The following is a 19493-nucleotide window of genomic DNA, read 5'->3' as shown; positions in this document are numbered from 1 at the left end:
AAATTTTAGTGATAGAAAAAAATAGCCCTCATGGGGCTAGAAGAATGAAGGTCTTAGAGTTATGCTCAAGGCTATTGACTAAATTAAACGGGGTGATTATTTTGAAAAGCGATGTATATTTTGCAAATTTAAGGGCAAGAAATAAAAATCAAAACAAAGTAACTAAAGTAAGAAGATTGTTTGAAAAGGCTGGTTTCAAAGATATTTTGAAGGAAGGAGATTTAACTGCTATAAAAATCCATTTTGGAGAACTTGGAAGTGATGCATATATAAATCCTATTTTTGTAAGGCAAGTTGTTGACAAGATAAAAGAAGCAGGAGCAAATCCTTTCATAACTGATTCAAATACGCTTTATACAGGAAGTAGATCAAATGCTGTAGATCATCTAAATACAGCAGCACTTCATGGATTTAATCATTCTGTGGTTAATGCACCTGTTGTCATAGCCGATGGATTAAGAGGAGAAAATATAAAAGAAGTTGAGATAGATAAAAGACACTTTAAAAAGACGAGAATATCCGGAGCTATAGCAGAGGCGGATAGTATGATTGTAATGTCACATTTTAAAGGACATGAAGCTGCAGGATTTGGTGGAGCAATTAAGAATTTAGCCATGGGTTGTGCAAATCCAGATGGAAAAAAAGATCAGCATTCTATAAGACCAAGTGTAATTACTGAGAAGTGTATAGGATGTGGACAATGTGGTAAGGTGTGTCCAAAACAAGCTATAACTCTTGAAAATAAGAAATCATTTATAGATAAGATGTTATGTATAGGTTGTGGAGAATGTATGACAGTATGTCCTGTAGATGCAATTGATTCTGGAAAAGCAGAGGAATTAAAGATATTTACTGAAAAAATAGCTGAGTATGCATATGGTGCAGTTAAAGAAAAAAAGGGGAGAGTTGGATACATTAACTTTGTAATAAATGTAACACCTGATTGTGATTGTGTTCCTTGGAGTGATGCTCCTATAGTGCCAGATATAGGAATACTTGCATCAACTGATCCAGTGGCATTGGATACTGCATGTTATGATCTTGTAAATAAGGCATCAGGATTAAAAAATAGTATGTTTGGAGATCATAATGATCATAATCATGATGATAAATGTAATGATAAATTTAAAAGCATGAGGCATAATACTTATGGATATGTACAATTAGATCACGGAGAAGAGATAGGACTTGGAACAAAAAATTATAATCTGATTGAAATTTAAAGCTAAAATTTATAACTTGTAATAGGACTGTGTTTTGGGTAAAATTAGGGATATATGATACTTCTTAAAGTATCATATATTTTTATGCACTCAAAATCAGCTGGGAGGAATAATATTGGAATATACATTGATTGCAACCTCTACATTTGGAATGGAATCAGTAGTTGCAAAAGAACTTAAAGAACTAGGATATGAAGATTTAAAAGTTGAAAATGGTAAGGTGACTTTCCAGGGTGACGAAATGGATATAGTTACATGTAATTTATGGCTTAGAACTGCAGAAAGAGTTCTTATACGCATGGCAGAATTTAAAGCAGAGAGTTTTGAAGAACTTTTTCAGGGAACTTTATCCGTGGATTGGGGAAGCTTGATGCCAGAAGATGCATTTATGCATGTAACAGGTAAATCAATAAAATCAAAATTACATAGTGTGCCTGACTGTCAGTCTATAGTGAAAAAAGCTGTAGTTGAGGCTATGAAACGTGAGTATAATGTAGATAAATTTGAGGAAACTGGAGCAGAATACAGGATAGAAGTTGGTATATTAAAAGATATAGTGACACTTACAGTTGATACTTCAGGTGAAGGACTTCATAAAAGAGGATATAGAAAGAACTCAGGAGAAGCACCTATTAAGGAAACTTTGGCGGCAGCTTTAGTACTTTTAAGTAAATGGAATCCATCTATAACTCTTGTAGATCCAACCTGTGGTTCTGGAACAATTGCAATTGAAGCTGCACTTATAGGAAAAAATATAGCTCCGGGACTTAATAGAAATTTTGTTTCAGAAAAGTGGGATATAATTCCAGAACGCTTATGGAGTGACCTTAGAAGGTACGCTAGAAATTCTATAAATGATAGGAGTTTTAAAATTCTTGCCTCAGATATAAATGGAAGAGTACTTAGAACTGCAATGAATAATGCACAAAAAGCAGGAGTTTATGATTATATAGACTTTAAAAGAATGCCTGTACAACAGTTTACTTCAAAGAAAGATTCAGGGTTTATAATATGCAATCCTCCATATGGTGAAAGACTTGGAGAGTTAGAAGAAGTTGAAAAGTTATATGAAGAGATGGGAACTGTATTTTCAAAGCTTAAAAACTGGTCATATTTTATAATAACTGCTGATGATAAATTTGAAAAGTGCTTTGGAAAAAAGTCAAATAAGAATAGAAAACTCTATAATGGCAGGATAAAGTGTTATTATTATCAATATTTTTCACAAGTTAAGTAAATTAAAAATGCAAATAAGTCAAATAGACTGATTTGCACTTTTTGTATTTGAGTTCTATTTTTTAGCTATTTCGGCTTTTACCTTTTTACCTTTTATAGTTTTATTCTTTAGTGCATCAAGTACTAGAGGACCTTTATTAGATAGTATATCTACATAGGAAAAGTTATCTTGTATATCTATTATACCTACATCTTCAGGGTTTACTCCATCTATGTTTGATATAGTACCTGCTATGTCTCCAGGTCTTATCTTTTTCTTTTTACCTGCATTTATATATATTTTTGTTATATCTTTATTTATAGTTTTAGATTTATCTTTTTTTACTTTTAAACCTGATTGTAGCATCTTTTTAAATTTATTTCTCCCAGATTTTACTTCCTCATCAGATGGAATGCTGCCTTCTTTAATATTTAAGTTAAAAATAGATGCTATATCTATTAGAAATCTTAATTCTTTAGGAGTTACAAAAGTTATAGCGGTACCACTTTTTCCTGCGCGTCCGGTTCTTCCTATTCTATGTACATAACTTTCTCTTTCCATTGGAATATCGTAGTTTATTACATGAGTTATATCGTCTATATCAAGTCCCCTAGAAGCAACATCTGTGCATATTAAAAACACAAACTCTCCATTTTTAAATCTTTTAATTGTAGCTGTCCTTTCAGATTGAAGCATACCTCCGTGAAGGGGAGCACATGGAAATCCATTATCTTTCATTTTTACAGAAAGAGTATCTACATTACTCTTTGTTCTGCAAAATATTATAGAGCTTTTTGGAACTTCTGAATATATAATTTTCTTTAAAAGTGGAAACTTTTCAAAAGCCGGAATTTCATAATATGTTTGTTTTATTTTAGATGATATAGGATCCTTTGACTCAATCTCTATGTTGATAGGATTAACCATATATTTATTACAAAGTTCCAGTATTTCCTTGGGAATAGTGGCAGAGAAAAGTAATGTGGATCTTTTACTTGGAGTCCTATCTATTATTTTGTTTACTTGGTCAATAAATCCCATATTTAAAAGTTCATCTGCTTCATCTATAACAAGATATCTTATCTTCTTTAAATTTAAGGTACCTCTTTTTATATGATCTAGTATTCTTCCAGGAGTGCCAACTACAACGTGAACTCTCTGCTTTAATTTTCTTATTTGAACTGTTATAGGTTCTCTTCCAAAAATAGGAGTGCAGTTTATTCTTCTGAATTTACCCATGTTTGAAAAATCTTCTGCTGTCTGCATTGCAAGTTCCCTTGTAGGGGATAGTATAAGCACCTGCGGAGATCTTTCTTCAATAGCTATCTTTTGACAAAGTGGTATTGAAAAAGCTGCTGTTTTTCCACTGCCTGTCTGTGATTTTATTATTACATCTTTATTTTTTAATATAGCAGGTATTACCTTTTGTTGAACTTCAGATGGTGCTTTGTATCCAAGTCTATTTATGGATTTTAATATATTTGTGTCTAAATTGAAATCTTCGAAATTTAAATTACTCATATCTATACCTTCTTAATTTTTTTAATAGTGTATTTTTTAGGAGATACTCCAAACATCTTTTTGTAGGCTCTTACAAAAGATGAATAATCATGAAATCCAGATTTTATAGATGCGTTTGTTATATTTTCACCATTTTTTATTAAAATATTTGATTTTATAAGTCTTTTTCTCAATATATAATTGTGAATTGTGTATCCAGTTTGCTTTTTAAATTTATGCATAAGATAGTATTTGCTTACATAGAATTTAGATGACAGTGATTCTATAGATAAATTCTCATCTAAGTTGTCATTTATATATTCCAAAACTTTAGTTATAATTTTATCATATATTATATTGTTTGAATTATAAAGTTTTTCAATGTTTTTCTGATTTAAAAACATCCTATTTATATGTACTATAAATTCTAGAAGCAGTGAAAATTTAAGTACCTCTGAGCCAAATTCTTTGTATTTAATTGTATTTTCAATGTTTAAGACTAAATTTTTAATTCTTATAAGATTACTGCCAGTAAGCCTCAGTAAATTGAATTTTTGCTTTGATGCAAGGTTAAAACAGGAAAGTAAATTGCAGTTTATACTGTTTTTTATTAAAAAATCAGGATTTATCCATAGTATTATACGTTCATAAATCTCTTTTGAATCTATTACAGCTCTGTGAATATCATTATTATTTACAAGAAGTATATCCCAAGGTTGCAATTTATAAGCTCTACCTTCTATTAAATATGTAACATTGCCATGTAGGAATATTACTATTTTATTGAAACTATGATAGTGAAGTTCAAAATGCAAGTCTATTTTATCCTTTAGATGAAATATTTCAAAATCATGTTTTAAATAACCTCTCTTTGTTTTTAAAATTTTATTTTTCATATTTAACTTACTCCAATCTCAATATAGTTACATTTTATAGCATCTTTTACAATGTTTAAAGCATTTTTAACGATAAAAATGGATAAAAGTTTGAGTATAATAATTATATGAATTTATAGTCTATAAAATTAGGAGGTATTTGAAAATGAAAAAAATTCTTAAAAATTATACATTTCCTATTATATTGTTAACATCAATAGTTTTAGGAGCAATTATAGGAATTGTTTTAGGTGACAAAGCAAGTATATTGAAACCTTTTGGAGATCTGTTTTTAAATGCTATGTTTATGGTAATAACTCCACTTGTATTTTTTAGTATTAGTTCTTCTATAGCTAATATGACTGGAATGAAAAGACTTGGACGAATTGTGATAAGCACTTTTGGAGTATTTATATTTACTGCACTTTTAGCCTCTATAATTGGAATTATAGGAGCAATAATAGTAAAACCTGCTAGTGGAATTGACTATGAATCGCTGAAAAGAGCTGTTGTTTCAGGAAGTGCTGTTCAAGAAGTTAAACATTTAGGTTTAGCAGATCAAATGGTAAATACTGTGACAGTTTCGGACTTTGTTAAATTGTTTTCTAAAGAAAATATGCTTCAACTCATTGTATTTTCAGTTATTTTTGGAATTTCCACAGCACTTATAGGTGAAAAGGGAAAATCAATGGCAAAGCTACTTACTGAAGCATCAAATATAATGATGAAAATGGTAAATATCATAATGTACTATGCTCCAATAGGTCTTGGATGTTATTTTGCTTCAATGATAGGAAAAATTGGATCTGAGATACTGGAGTCCTATTTAAGAGTATTTATACTCTATATAATAATATCCATAATATATTATTTTGTGTTTTTTACTATATATGCTTTCATGTCTGGCGGAAAATCTGCAGTAAAGTTGTTTTGGAAAAACGCACCAGCTCCTACAGTAACTGCACTTGCTACATGTTCAAGTGCTGCAAGTATTCCAGTAAATCTTGTATTTACAAAGAAGATGGGGGTGCCATCTGATATAACAGAAACTGTAATTCCACTTGGTGCAAATATTCATAAAGATGGCTCTGTAATTGGAGGTGTAATGAAGATAACATTTTTATTTGGATTGTTTGGAAGAAGTATAACAACTGCCTCATCAATTTTTTCTATAATTCTCATATCATTCTTAGTAGGAGCAGTAATGGCAGCTATACCAAGTGGAGGAATGATTGGAGAAATGCTTATATTAAGTGTGTTTGGATTTCCAACAGAGCTTTTACCTATGATTTCTGTTATAAGTGTAATAATTGATGCCCCAGCCACAGTCTTGAATTCTACAGGAAATACAGTGTCATGTATGCTTATTTCAAAACTTGTAGATAGACATAAAAAACTTAATAATGTAAAATATAAATAGTTGTTACAAATGATAATGTTAGTTTATAGAGGAGTAATTAAATTGAAATATAAAAATATATTGTTTGACTTAGATGGAACATTGACAGATTCTAAAGAGGGAATAATTAAATCTGTACAATATTCATTGAAAAAATACGGAATAAATGTAAAAAATCTAGATGAGCTTCAAAAATTTATAGGACCTCCTTTAAAGGATTCTTTTATGACCTATTATAACTTTGATGAGAGCAAGGCACTTTGTGCAATAGATTATTATAGAGAATATTTTAAGGATAAAGGTATATTTGAAAATAAGGTGTATAAAGATGTTGAAAAAATGCTTAGTGCATTAAAAGAAAATGGATTTAAAATTATACTTGCAACTTCAAAACCCACTATTTTTGCAGAAAAAATAATAAAACACTTCAATTTACAGGGATATTTTGATAATGTTGTAGGTAGCAATTTAGATGGAAGTAGGGGAAAAAAAGGGCAAGTTATAAAATATATAATGGATAATTATTTAAAGGGAAAACATGGAGAAACAATTATGGTAGGGGACAGAAAACATGATATAATTGGGGCAAGAGAAAATAATATAGATTGTATAGCGGTTTCATATGGATATGGTTCTTTAAATGAGATAAAAAATTCAATGCCAACTTATATTGTGGACAGTGTAATGGGGATATACAGAAAAATTATGGCAAAATAAATTAATGAACTTATTTAATGTAATAGAATAGATAATATTATAAAGGTATACTGATTTTATTTATAATTCAGTATACCTTATTAATTAATTTCTTGATCTATAGAATATTTTTTTGTTTTCATCACAATATATAGATGTGTTTTTTTGGTTCATTTTTGTATCTAACTGTACGGGATTTCCCCATAAGTCATAGATATATTTTAAAGTTGCCTCTGTATAGGTTGGATTTAACTCTCTTCCATCATATATTTGTTTTAAAATAAGGGTGTTATCTTTACTTGAAATGTTATCTACTACAATATTTGGGATACTGCCCATTCCACAGTTATTGCAAAGAGTTTTTCTAATTTCTTTCCAACCAGTGTGGTCTGAGATGTTGTCTACTACATAGTAATCTCCCTTTTTTGAATATTGAAATAAATTTAAATTATAGCATAGATCCTCTGTTAAATACCTCCTTATGAAAGATTCATCTCTCTCAAGAAGTCTTACTTCAAATATTTTATCTAGTCCATATCTTTTTTCAAGATCTTCAAATATCTTAAATCCTAGGTGATATGGATTAACCATTCCCATAGATGGTGTAATTACATCGTTGTGTCTTTTAATAAACTCTAAATATAGAGATTGAGGAAGTTCAAGACGATTAAGTATTTTATAGTGCCAATAACTTGCCCATCCTTCATTCATAATTTTTGTTTCAATTTGTGGTATAAAATAATCTGTTTCTTTTCTAACTACATTTAATACATTTTTTTGCCATTCTTTTAAATTTCCATGCATTATTATAAATTCTAGTAAGTCATCTTTTTGACTGTCTTTTGATTTTTTCATGCCTATTGCTCTTTGAGTTTGAAGTCTTATGGAATGAGCAGCATTTAATATTTTTTCTACTTCGTTATATCCTATGCTTGGATCATTTATATATTCTCTTATTATATTTGCGTCGCTTTTGAACATTTCAATAGTATATGATGCCCTTGTTCCTTCTCTAAATAATCTATTATTTTTAAAAAAGTCATTGTGACCATATACATGTGCCATAGTCAATATTTGAAGGAGAAGTGTATTGTCTTTCATTAAATAAGCTATACATGGATTGGAGTTTATAACCATTTCGTAGGGAAGACCTGTAAGATTATATCTGTACAGCGATTCAAAACGATCGTAAGCTTTTCCAAAACTCCAGTGAGGATATCTTGAAGGCATACCAAGATAAGCCTCATATCCAATCATTTCCTTGTAACTTACAACTTCAAACTCTTGAGGATAAAAATCAAGACCTGTTTCATTCACAATACTTTCTATTTTCTTGCACCAATTTTTTAGATCTGAAGCTGAATACTCCAAGGAAAATCACCCCGTTTCAAATTCTTTTTTCAGTATTTTTTTTAGAGATTCCCACAAGTCCTGTTTTCTGTTTATTGTAACAGCAGCAAAATTATTTTTTTCTATAGCATTTTGAAACATATTTTTTATATTGCTGCCATAAGGACTTGGAATAATTTCTGCATAACTGAATAAATTACATACATCACTTAATTTTTTACCATATTTTAAAGCATAATCATTGTCTTCACTCCAATTATCACCGTCACTTACATAAAATGTATATAGATTCCAGTAAGTAGGATTATAATTTTCTTCTATTACATCAAGTGCTTTTTTAAGTCCACTTGAGATATAGGTTCCTCCAGATTCAACTTTGTGGAAAAATTCTTCTTCAGTAACCACTTTTGCAGTGGTGGAATGAGATATAAACTTTACTTCAACGTTGTTGTATTTCATTCTTATAAATTCATATAGTATGAAAAAAAATGATCTTGCTAAAAACTTTTTAGTACTGTCCATGGAACCAGAAGTATCCATAACACACATTACAGCAGCATTTAACTCATTCTTTGGTTTTTTCTTTACTCTAAAGTATCTTAAATCATCTTTTCTAAATGGAAATCTTGATTTTCTACTATTGGTTTTAGATTTATCTTTAAATGAATTTTCCTCAATTTCTTTCATAGTGCACTTGGTTCTCTGACGCCTTTTTAATTTTTCAACCACACTTCGCTTTTTTGCAAGTCTTGGATTTATTCCATTTTTTTGATAACCACTTTTTTTAAATGAATTATGAGATATAAGCTCTTTGAATTTTTTCTTATCCATTAGTGGCAATTCCAAATCTTCAAGAAGGTAATTCATAAGATCTTCTAGTGTTATTTCAGTTTCGTATATTTCTTCTCCCTCTTCACATCCAGCATTACCTCCACCTTTGCCTTTTGAGCCTTTAGCATCTCGTGCTATTCCTATTTTATCACCCTTTTTTTGAGAGTTATCACCGCTACCTACATGAGATCCACCATCTTTATATAGAAACTTGTATTCTTTAATACCTTTTATAGGAATTTTTATTTTTTTATTTTTGCTTTGTCCTATAATACTTTCTTCGGATATTATGTCTGCAAGGTTATCTTTTATAGACTTTTCAACTAATTGCTTGTGACGTCGTCTATCTTCTAAAGATCTATCATGATGATATGGGTCAAGTCCTCTGAAAATAGCCATTTATATCAATCCTTCCATAGGTTATTAGCTGCGTATTTTAGTATAACGTCACAGCAGTTATCACAATATCCATTTGCTTTCATTTCTTCTACCATGGAATCATATTTTTCACTTTGATCTTTATTTCTAACCTTTGATTTTGTAATTATCCTTGAAAGATCTCTTACAGATGTTGTAAGCTTTTTTTCAATTGCCTCTTTTAGTGGTTCGTATGAAGTATAGTTTATTTTTCCACCATTTCTTATTACATAGAACATATAAGATGTAACGTCTGTTCTAAATCCTTTAGCAGAACTTGATGTAATTCCAATATGTTCTTCTATAGATCTCATAAATGTTTCATCTGGTTCCAACTCTTCACCTGTTGATTTATCCTTTAATTTGTTTTTATTTACATAGGCTTCAGCATGATCTAGATAGTTTTCAAACAGGCTTTCAGCTTGTTCTTTAAAACTGTGAATGAAGGCTCTTGTTACTTCTTTTTCAAGAATATTATTGTATTCTTTCCTTATAGTGTCTTTTATTAGAGTTAAGTATCTTTTTTTGTCATCTTCAGCTATGTCAAGATCTTTTACTGATTTTATCAGGCTCTCCATTACACTTAGTGGATTTATACAATTGTATTCTGAATTTGCCAAGGCATTGTCTAAAGCTTTTATAATAAATCTTGTTGATATTCCAGTCATACCTTCTCTTGGACCAGCCTCTTCTTTAAGTTCAGAATAATCTATTTTCTTTGTGCTACCTTTTTCAACTATATCTTCACCATTGTATATTTTAAGTTTTGTCATAGGATCTACTTTATTTGAAGGTGTAAGTCTTGATAAAATTGCAAATGCTGCAGCAACTTCAATTGTATGAGGTGCTATGTGAGCATTGAAATTACTTTTTCCAAGTATCTTTTTATATATCTTAACTTCTTCGTTGAGTTCTGTGCAATATGGGACCTCTATTTTTACAATTCTGTCTAAAATTGCTTCATTTGTGTGATCTGATTTGAATTTATTCCATTCAGATTCATTTGAATGGGCAAGTATAATGCCATCAAAATATATCATCGATCCTTTGCCTGGGGATGGAATTGATTTTTCCTGAGTTGCTGTAATTATAGTGTGAAGATATTCAACATCATTTTTAAAAACTTCTATAAATTCTACTAGACCTCTGTTACCAACATTAAATGCTCCATTTAGAGAAAATATTCTTGGATCATCTTCAGGATATATGTCCATTTTTGATATGTCTATTGAACCTATAAGTACAGATGTATCCTGATTGTTTGGATCAACTGGAGGGACTACACCTATTCCTTTTCTAGAACGTATTGAAAAGTCTGTACTTACAACTGGGAATCTTTCATATTCACCGTTGTAATCGTGTTTTAACCTGTATTTGCATATTGGACATAGGTCACCTTCTATTTCAACATTAAGCATTTTTTCAAAATCCCTTCTCAAATGTTTTGGAATTAAATGAAGAGGCTCTTCCCTCATTGGACATCCTTTTAGTGAATATATTGGATCTGCACTTTCAAGGGCATTTTTTATTGATTCTACAAGAGATGATTTACCGGCACCAACAGGTCCTACTAGGTAAAGCACTTGTCTTGATTCTTCACCTTTCATTGCTGCAGAATGAAAGTAATTAACTAGTTTCATTATAACTTTGTCAATTCCAAAAAAGTCATTTTTAAAAAAGTTATATCTTTTAATTGGTTCATTTCCATATAATTTTCTGACTCTAGAATTGTTTTCTGGCTTTAGAACTTCATATCCACGGTTCATTATAATATCATACATTCTTTTATGTGCTAGTTTTACTATAGCTGGGTTGTCCTTTATAATTTTGAGATACTCTAGGAAAGTTCCGTCAAATTCCTTCTTTTTTCGTGCATTTCTATCTTTTTTGATTATATCTTTAAAATCCATAATTATCCTCCTAAGACTTCATTATTTATTAAATTATATGAATGTATATTTATTTAAGTACTTTAAATTTTAATTTTTATGTTAAAATTAGTTTGAGGTCTATTTATTTATGATAGTATTATGCAGAGAAATATTTATATTGAGGGTGTTTTATATATGGATTATGTACAAAGTTCAATGTTTGATAGAAACGTATCATCTCCTCTTGCAGAAAGAATGAGGCCTACAAATCTTGATGATTATATAGGTCAAGAACATATACTTGGCAAGGGAAAGATGCTTAGAAATTTAATATATTCAGACAACATAGGGTCTATGATTTTTTGGGGACCTCCAGGAGTTGGAAAGACAACTTTAGCTAAAATAATTGCTTCTATTACTAAGGCAAATTTTATTACTTTTAGTGCAGTTAGTTCTGGAATTAAAGAAATAAAAGAGGTTATGGCAGAAGCTAAGAGAAATAGAACAATGGGAATCAGAACTATTGTTTTTGTAGATGAGATTCATAGATTTAACAAGGCACAGCAAGATGCCTTTCTTCCTCATGTTGAAAAAGGAAACATTATACTTATAGGTGCAACTACGGAAAATCCATCTTTTCAAGTTAATTCAGCTCTTTTGTCAAGATGCAAAGTTTTCACTCTTAAGCCTTTAAGTAGAGAAGATATTGTAACTTTACTAAAAAGGGCAATTGAAGATGATAAGGGATTTGGATATTTAAAGATAAATATTGAAGAAGATGTAATAGATTTAATAGCAACATACTCAAATGGAGATGGAAGAACTGCATTAAATACTCTTGAAATGGCAGTTATGAGTTCTGTAGATGGAAGTAATTCTGCTAATTTAACAAGAAATATAGTAAAGCAGTGTATAGGGAAAAAGACACTTCTTTATGATAAAAGTGGAGAAGAACATTATAATTTAATTTCAGCTTTTCATAAGTCAATGAGAAATAGTGATGTAGATGCTTCTGTGTATTGGCTTACAAGAATGCTTGAGAGTGGAGAAGATCCTCTCTATATAGCAAGGAGAATGGTAAGATTTGCATCTGAGGATATAGGAATGGCAGACTCTTTGGCTCTTCAAGTTGCAGTTTCTGCCTACAGTGCTGTGCAATTTATAGGTATGCCAGAGTGTGGGGTGAATCTTGCTCATGCAGCAGTTTATATGGCAACTGCACCAAAATCAAATGCAGTGTATATGTCATATAACAATGCAAAAAAAGATGCAGAGAATACTATTTCAGAGCCTGTACCACTTCATCTTAGAAATGCACCTACTAAACTCATGAAAGATTTAGGATACCACAAAAATTATAAATATTCTCATGATTTTAAAGGAAAAGTTGCAGATATGCAGTGCTTACCTGATAATTTAAAAGATAGACAGTATTATATACCTACAGAAGAAGGATTTGAGAAACAAATTAAGGAAAGACTTGCTTATATAAATAATTTGAAGAAAAAATCTTAATTTTAAAGGAGTGTTTTATGTGAAATATTTTATGATGTCAGATATTCATGGAAATTTGGAAGCACTTGAATCTGCCTGTGAAATTTTGAAAAGTTTCTCTGTTGATAAAGTTATTGTACTTGGGGATATTGTAGGATATATGTGCAATCCAAATGAATGTATTGATATTGTAAAAAAATTTGAATGCATTAAGGGAAACCATGACTATGCAGTTACTCATATGGAAATGCTCCATTGGTTTAATCCTATGGCTCAGTATGCACTTAAATGGACAAAAAATGTATTGAAACATGAAAATTATGAGTTTTTAGAAGAACTTCCTTATAAAAGAGATTATAACAATTTTACAGTTGTCCATGGTGATATAAGTTCGCCAAAAAAATTCAACTACTTATTAGGTGAAGGGTATCTTGTTAACATTAATTTTCAAAAGATGGAAAATCCAATATTATTTGTAGGACATACTCATTATCCTTGTATATTTGAAAAAAATGAGATTGGAGATATAAGATGTATTGATAAAAAACTTGGAGATTGTATAACTCTTGATATAAAACACAATAAATACATAATAAATGTAGGAAGTGTTGGGCAACCAAGGGATGGAAATGAAAAGGGATGTTGTATACTGTTTGATGATGAATTGTTTGAAGTAAGATATATACGATTTAAATATGATATAAATTCTGTAGTTAAGAAGATGATGAAAAACCATATGCCTGAGTTACTGTATACTAGACTTTATGCTGGTAGATAATGGTTAATACACATCTTATTTTATATGTAAGCATTGGAGTTGATAAAAGTGATACAGCTTTTAGGAATAAAAAGTAATTGTGATATTGATATAAGACAAAAATTTTCTATTGTAGCATCAAGACTAGAACACAGTTTAAAGAGTATAAAAAATATAATTGGAAGTGTTGTTATATTAAGCACATGTAATAGAACGGAAGTATATCTAGATTCTGATTTAGAAGGAGAGCAACTTATTAATTCATTGTTTGAAGTGTTAAATTGGGATAAGAACCTCATAGATAATACATTTTACATAAAGGATAAAGATGCAGTAAAACATCTTATGGAAGTAAGTTGTGGATTTCATTCAAAGATTGTTGGAGAGGATCAGATACTTGGACAGATAAAGACTGCATATGAATCGGCAATAAAAGCTGGTAGTGTAAATGGAAAACTGCATAGATTGTTTCAGTATGCTGTGACTTGTGGAAAAAAATTCAAGTATACATGTGAAATTTACAAAATACCAGTGTCAATTCCATCTATAGCTGTAAGAGAGGCTAAAATTAGAAATGTGAGAAGTTGTATGATAATTGGATTTGGTCAAATTGGAAAACTAGTTTTGAAATACTTAAATCAATTGGATATAGAAAGGATATATATTGTAGTTCGTGATTTAAATAAGGTATCCTTTGAGGTGAAAAAGGATCTAAAAATTAAGGCCATAACTTTTAAAGAAAGAAGACATTATTATAAAGACGTGGAGTGTATATTTAGCTGTACTTCTGCACCTCATGAGATAATACAACCAGAAGAACTTCCTAAAAAAGAATTTGTGATATTTGATCTTGCAGTTCCTAGAGATGTAAATTTGAATGTTGGAAAGTTGATAAATGTTAAATTGTATGATATAGACAGTATTAGTAAAATAGATGAAAAAAATAAAAATAAGAGAAAAGAGCATATGAAAAAGTATAAATATATAGTTCAAGAATATACAGATGAATTTACTAAGTGGCAGTCTATTTGTGAGCTTTCTCCAGAAATACAAAAGATAAAAAAATATGGAACTAAAATTTCTGAGCGGAGAATAAAGACGTTTATAAATAAAAGACATACAAAGGACAATGAAAAACTTGTAAGAACTATGATAGAAAGTACTGCTAAAGCCTATATAAATAGGGCAATTGATGTGCTAAAAGAGGAAAAAATAAAGGGAAATGAAGAGGAATGTATAAAAATTATAAATAGAATATTTTGTAATGATAATATTAAATAAAGGAGTAATGTATGTATGAGAAATGATGATATATTCAATGAATCTAAAATTTATATGCCAGGTGGAGTAAACAGTCCTGTAAGAGCATTTGGAGATGTAGATTTAAATCCTCCTGTTATAAAAAGTGGAAAAGGTGCTTATATATATGATGAGGATGGAAATAAGTATATAGATTTTGTGTGTGCTTGGGGACCTATGATTTTAGGGCATTGTGATGTAGATGTAGTTAATGCTATAAAGTCCACAAGTGAAAATGCCATTTCCTTTGGTGCTACAACTGAAATTGAACTAAAACTTGCAAAATACATATGTGAAACTGTAGATAATGTTGAAATGATTAGAATGGTAAACTCAGGAACTGAAGCTACAATGAGTGCTGTTAAGCTTGCAAGAGGCTATACAGGAAGGAATAAGATTATAAAATTTGCAGGATGCTATCATGGACATTATGATGATTTTTTAGTAGATGCAGGATCTGGAGTTATGACTGAGGGAATTCCAGGAAGCAAAGGAGTTACAGAAGACAGTGTAAAAAATACTATAATTGCACAGTACAATGATATTGATAGTGTATCTGAAATATTTAAAAAGTATGATGATATTGCAGCTGTAATAGTTGAACCAGTAGCTGGGAATATGGGAGTAATTCCTGGAGATGAAGAATTTTTAAAGGGACTTAGAAAATTATGTAATGAAAATGGAAGCCTTCTTATATTTGATGAAGTTATGAGTGGGTTTAGAGTTGCATATAAAGGAGCACAGAGCATATATAAAATAAAGCCAGATATAACTACTTTTGCAAAAATTATGGGAGGAGGACTTCCATGTGGAGCATATGGTGGCAGAAAAGAAATAATGGAAAGTCTATCACCTATAGGTCCTGTATATCAGGCAGGTACAATGTCTGGAAATCCAATAGTTATGGCTGCAGGTCTTGCAACTCTTAAAAAACTTCATGAACATATGGAGTATTATGATTACCTTGAAATTTTAGGCAAAAGGCTTCAAAGTGGTATAGAGAAAATAGCAAAGAGTAAAAATATGCCTGTTGTAGTAAATAGATGTGGCGCCATGTTTACTGTATTTTTTACAGAAGACAGTGAGGTTAAAAATTATGAAGATGCAAAAAGATGTGATAGGAAGCTATTTGCGAAGTACTTTGAGCACATGATAAAGAATGGAATTTACATAGCACCTTCCCAGTTTGAATCCGTATTTTTAAGTGTGGCTCATACTAAAGATGATATTGATAAGTTTATAAGTGCATTTGAAACATTTGAAATATAGATTGTAATTGAAATTAATATTTGGCACAGTAATAAGATGTATTTCTAGAGGTTGAAAATAGACCTTTAAGGATGCATCTTTTAATTTTTGTATGCTTTTCACATATGAAGATATGTATGCATAGCCTATATTAGATAAAGTTAGTCAAGTGAAACTTTATTAAATATATAAAACAATTTGAGAATTTGGAGGGATGCAAAATGGAAAAACTTAGTGATGTTGAAATTGGTAAATTTGTAAAAGTAGCTAAACTTTCATCTAAAGGATTTTTAAGAGAAAGAATGCTTGCAATAGGACTTACTAGAGGAGCAGAAGTAGAAGTAATTAGGAGAGGACCTTCAGGAGATCCTACTGTATACAATATAAGAGGGGCAATGATAGCCCTTAGAAAAGATGAAGCTTCTTTAGTGCATGTGTATTAGATAGTGAAAATTTTACAGCAATATATTACAGGAGGTAGAAATGGGACTTACTTATCAATCTACTGGAATAGATGCTCTAACTGAGATGTATAAAATACAAAAAAAGCAAGGTGAATATGTTATTGCACTGGCTGGAAATCCTAATACTGGTAAAAGCACTGTTTTCAATGCATTAACTGGACTAAAGCAACATACAGGTAATTGGCCAGGTAAGACTGTAACAAATGCAAGAGGAGAATTTAAAATAGGTGATAAAGACTATATACTTGTAGATTTGCCAGGCACATATTCACTTTTTTCTTCATCTGCAGAAGAAGAAGTTGCAAGGAATTTCATATGTTTTGGAAATTCCGATATGGTAATTGTTGTAACTGATGCCACATGTCTTGAAAGAAATTTAAATTTAGTGTATCAAGTTATGGAAGTTAAAGACAATGTAATTTTATGTGTTAATCTTATAGATGAGGCAAAAAAGAAGGGAATAGTCGTTGATGAAAATAAACTTGAAGAAAAGTTAGGTATACCAGTTATATGTACAGCTGCAAGAAGTAAGATTGGAATTGATAAGCTTAAAGAAGTTATAAATAAAGTATCACAAGGAAAAATAAAATCATTACCTAAAAAAACTACTTATAAGGATTATATAGAAAATATAGTGGAAAGACTACAGATGATTATAAGTGAAAAGATAGATGGGATAAATCCAAGATGGCTTTCACTTAGACTAATTGATGGAGATGAAAGTATTACAGATACAATACTTAGTAAAATTGAAAAAGAAGATAAAAGTGTACTTTTAAATGAATTAAAGAAAATAGGATATTGTTATGATAAAAAACAAATAAGAGATGATATTACATGCACTATATATAAAAATGCAGAATATGTAAAAAATATATGTGTAAAAAGTAATAAAAGTAGTGAAAATAGAGATAGATTAATAGATAAATATGTAACATCTAGAATATTTGGAATTCCAATTATGATAGCTGTGCTTGCTTTGATTCTTTGGATAACAATTACAGGTGCTAATATTCCATCAAATATAATTGCAGGTATATTGTTTGGATTTCAAGACAAGCTTACTATGTGGTTTACAAGTGTAGGTGCACCAAAGTGGCTCTATGGGGTTATTGTACTTGGGCTTTATAGAACAATGGCATGGGTAGTATCTGTAATGCTTCCACCTATGGCAATATTTTTCCCGCTTTTCACATTACTTGAAGACTTAGGATATTTGCCAAGAGTTGCATTTAACATGGATCACCTTTTTAAAAAAGCATGTGCTCATGGTAAACAATGTCTTAGTATGTGTATGGGGCTTGGCTGTAACTCTGCAGGAATTATAGGATGTAGAATTATTGAATCTCCAAGGGAAAGGCTTATAGCTATACTTACAAATAATTTTATGCCCTGTAATGGTAGATTTCCAACTTTAATTGCTATTTCTTCTGTATTTTTAGTGTCACAATCAAGTAAAACAGTTTCAAATATACTTCCAGCTATATCAGTTACAGGAATAGTCATACTTGGAATTATAATAACTTTAATTGTTTCAAAAGTATTGTCAAAAACTCTCTTAAAAGGGTATCCATCTAGTTTTACGCTGGAACTTCCACCTTATAGAGTTCCACAAGTAGGGAAAGTAATATACACATCAATTATTGACAGAACTATATTTGTTCTTGCAAGAGCAGTAAGCGTTGCGGCCCCTGCAGGTATAATTACATGGATTTTGGCAAATGTGTACATTGGCAATTTAAGTATAATAGGCCATGCAGCTATGTTTCTTCAACCATTTGCACATTTAATAGGACTTGATGGGTATATACTTATGGCATTTATACTTGGAATACCTGCAAATGAAATAGTACTTCCAATACTTATAATGTCCTATTTGTCTACAGGATCTATGACTGATTTTCAAAGTATAGATTCCCTTAGACATATACTTGTATATCATGGGTGGACGTATCTTACAGCTTTAAATATGCTTTTGTTTTGTATGCTTCATTGGCCTTGTGCTACAACTCTTTTGACAATAAAGAAGGAAACTGGGAGTGTTAAATGGACTGTACTTTCAGCTCTTATTCCAACTGGAATTGCAATAGTAATTTGCTTTATAACTGCATCTGCTGCTAGAATTCTTGGACTATATTAATTTATCAATATAATTTTGCACTTATTATGAGTCTGTGAGTTGCAATTCTTATAGGCGTGCAAGTTATAAGAGTCATAGTTGGGGTCTTTGTTGCATTTAAAACATCAACTTGTTCTGGAAGAACTACTTTAGTATTGTATACTTTATATTTATAAGTGCCATTAATAGTTTTTACTATTATTGTATCTCCAATTTTAACTTCGTCTAGCCTGTTAAAATATTGACCATAGGTATAACTTCTATGTCCAGCTAAGGCAAAATTTCCATTTTCACCAGGCATGGCAGTATCTTTAAAATGTCCAACTGCATATCTTAGTGTGTCCATATCTGTACCTTCTCCTATGGTAACTTCTAAATCTATCTTTGGAATAATTAAAATCCCAATTGTACCAGACTTTATATTATAAGAAGTATTGTCTTTATTGTTTGACTTAGTAGATTTAGCTTCTTCTTTGTAATTTTTAATTTGTTGTGTGTAATTTTTAAGCAGCTTATCTTGACTTTGTGTAGTTTTATATTTGGCATAAAAAGTATATGAAATGATTATAATTCCAATAAGTATAAAAAATAGTCCTAGTGATTTAAATTTCCTCAATAATATAACTCCTTTTTACAACAAGTATTTTGATATTTATAGTATAATGTATGTCACATGTAATTTCCATTATAAATAATTATATGATTAAGCATATATTTTAGTCTTTTTTAATATA

16 protein-coding genes are annotated in these 19493 nt (G+C 30.3%); 10 read left to right on the top strand and 6 right to left on the bottom strand.

Annotated features, from left to right (window positions below; genetic code table 11):
- The first annotated feature begins 101 nt into the window (after positions 1 to 101).
- Positions 102 to 1223 carry a DUF362 domain-containing protein gene (locus H2684_RS07510; RefSeq protein WP_182088786.1) on the top strand — a complete coding sequence of 374 codons (1122 nt, stop codon included), beginning with the start codon at positions 102 to 104 and terminating at the stop codon, positions 1221 to 1223.
- 115 nt (positions 1224 to 1338) lie between these two features.
- Positions 1339 to 2460 (top strand): class I SAM-dependent RNA methyltransferase, encoded by a 1122-nt coding sequence (locus H2684_RS07505; protein ID WP_182088785.1) that lies wholly within the window; start codon positions 1339 to 1341, stop codon positions 2458 to 2460.
- Positions 2461 to 2514: 54 nt separating this feature from the next.
- Here the strand turns inward: H2684_RS07505 and H2684_RS07500 are convergent, their stop codons facing one another.
- Together H2684_RS07500 and H2684_RS07495 are read right to left on the bottom strand one after the other, a co-directional pair.
- Positions 2515 to 3960: a DEAD/DEAH box helicase gene (locus H2684_RS07500; RefSeq protein ID WP_182088784.1), complete on the bottom strand. Its 1446-nt coding sequence runs from the start codon at positions 3958 to 3960 to the stop codon at positions 2515 to 2517.
- 2 nt (positions 3961 to 3962) lie between these two features.
- Positions 3963 to 4835: an AraC family transcriptional regulator gene (locus H2684_RS07495; RefSeq protein ID WP_182088783.1), complete on the bottom strand. Its 873-nt coding sequence runs from the start codon at positions 4833 to 4835 to the stop codon at positions 3963 to 3965.
- Between the two features lie 145 nt (positions 4836 to 4980).
- Here H2684_RS07495 and H2684_RS07490 point away from each other — a divergent pair, with 145 nt between their 5' ends.
- Together H2684_RS07490 and H2684_RS07485 are read left to right on the top strand one after the other, a co-directional pair.
- On the top strand, positions 4981 to 6234 hold the full coding sequence (locus H2684_RS07490; RefSeq protein WP_182088782.1) for a dicarboxylate/amino acid:cation symporter: 1254 nt from the start codon (positions 4981 to 4983) through the stop codon (positions 6232 to 6234).
- Between the two features lie 15 nt (positions 6235 to 6249).
- Positions 6250 to 6930: an HAD family hydrolase gene (locus tag H2684_RS07485; protein ID WP_182088781.1), complete on the top strand. Its 681-nt coding sequence runs from the start codon at positions 6250 to 6252 to the stop codon at positions 6928 to 6930.
- Positions 6931 to 7014: 84 nt separating this feature from the next.
- Here H2684_RS07485 and H2684_RS07480 read toward each other — a convergent pair whose 3' ends face one another.
- The 3 genes from H2684_RS07480 to H2684_RS07470 are packed head-to-tail and all read right to left on the bottom strand — an operon-like array spanning position 7015 to position 11417.
- Positions 7015 to 8280: a SpoVR family protein gene (locus H2684_RS07480; protein ID WP_182088780.1), complete on the bottom strand. Its 1266-nt coding sequence runs from the start codon at positions 8278 to 8280 to the stop codon at positions 7015 to 7017.
- A gap of 6 nt (positions 8281 to 8286) precedes the next feature.
- Positions 8287 to 9489, bottom strand: a complete 1203-nt coding sequence (gene yhbH / locus H2684_RS07475) for a sporulation protein YhbH (RefSeq protein WP_182088779.1) — start codon at positions 9487 to 9489, stop codon at positions 8287 to 8289.
- Positions 9490 to 9494: 5 nt separating this feature from the next.
- Positions 9495 to 11417, bottom strand: a complete 1923-nt coding sequence (locus H2684_RS07470) for a PrkA family serine protein kinase (RefSeq protein WP_182088778.1) — start codon at positions 11415 to 11417, stop codon at positions 9495 to 9497.
- Positions 11418 to 11573: 156 nt separating this feature from the next.
- Here H2684_RS07470 and H2684_RS07465 point away from each other — a divergent pair, with 156 nt between their 5' ends.
- The 6 genes from H2684_RS07465 (at position 11574) to feoB (ending at position 18780) form a co-directional block, all read left to right on the top strand.
- Positions 11574 to 12893 carry a replication-associated recombination protein A gene (locus tag H2684_RS07465; protein ID WP_182088777.1) on the top strand — a complete coding sequence of 440 codons (1320 nt, stop codon included), beginning with the start codon at positions 11574 to 11576 and terminating at the stop codon, positions 12891 to 12893.
- Between the two features lie 19 nt (positions 12894 to 12912).
- The gene (locus H2684_RS07460; protein ID WP_182088776.1) at positions 12913 to 13650 is read left to right on the top strand and encodes a metallophosphoesterase family protein; all 738 of its coding nucleotides are present in this window, start codon (positions 12913 to 12915) and stop codon (positions 13648 to 13650) included.
- A 48-nt stretch (positions 13651 to 13698) separates the two neighbouring features.
- The gene (hemA, locus tag H2684_RS07455; protein WP_182088775.1) at positions 13699 to 14910 is read left to right on the top strand and encodes a glutamyl-tRNA reductase; all 1212 of its coding nucleotides are present in this window, start codon (positions 13699 to 13701) and stop codon (positions 14908 to 14910) included.
- 15 nt (positions 14911 to 14925) lie between these two features.
- Positions 14926 to 16197 (top strand): glutamate-1-semialdehyde 2,1-aminomutase, encoded by a 1272-nt coding sequence (gene hemL / locus H2684_RS07450; RefSeq protein ID WP_182088774.1) that lies wholly within the window; start codon positions 14926 to 14928, stop codon positions 16195 to 16197.
- Positions 16198 to 16397: 200 nt separating this feature from the next.
- Positions 16398 to 16619 (top strand): FeoA family protein, encoded by a 222-nt coding sequence (locus tag H2684_RS07445; RefSeq protein ID WP_182088773.1) that lies wholly within the window; start codon positions 16398 to 16400, stop codon positions 16617 to 16619.
- Between the two features lie 40 nt (positions 16620 to 16659).
- The gene (feoB, locus tag H2684_RS07440; protein ID WP_182088772.1) at positions 16660 to 18780 is read left to right on the top strand and encodes a ferrous iron transport protein B; all 2121 of its coding nucleotides are present in this window, start codon (positions 16660 to 16662) and stop codon (positions 18778 to 18780) included.
- Between the two features lie 4 nt (positions 18781 to 18784).
- Here feoB and H2684_RS07435 read toward each other — a convergent pair whose 3' ends face one another.
- Complete coding sequence (locus H2684_RS07435) at positions 18785 to 19375, bottom strand: class D sortase (protein WP_182088771.1); 591 nt, start codon at positions 19373 to 19375, stop codon at positions 18785 to 18787.
- Between the last annotated feature and the right edge of the window lie 118 nt (positions 19376 to 19493).

Origin of the sequence: Clostridium sp. cel8 (genome assembly GCF_014050525.1) — a bacterium.
Lineage (GTDB): Bacteria > Bacillota > Clostridia > Clostridiales > Clostridiaceae > Clostridium_B.
The sequence above is the reverse complement of the archived record's forward strand: the minus strand, read 5'-3'. Positions and strand labels throughout refer to the sequence as shown.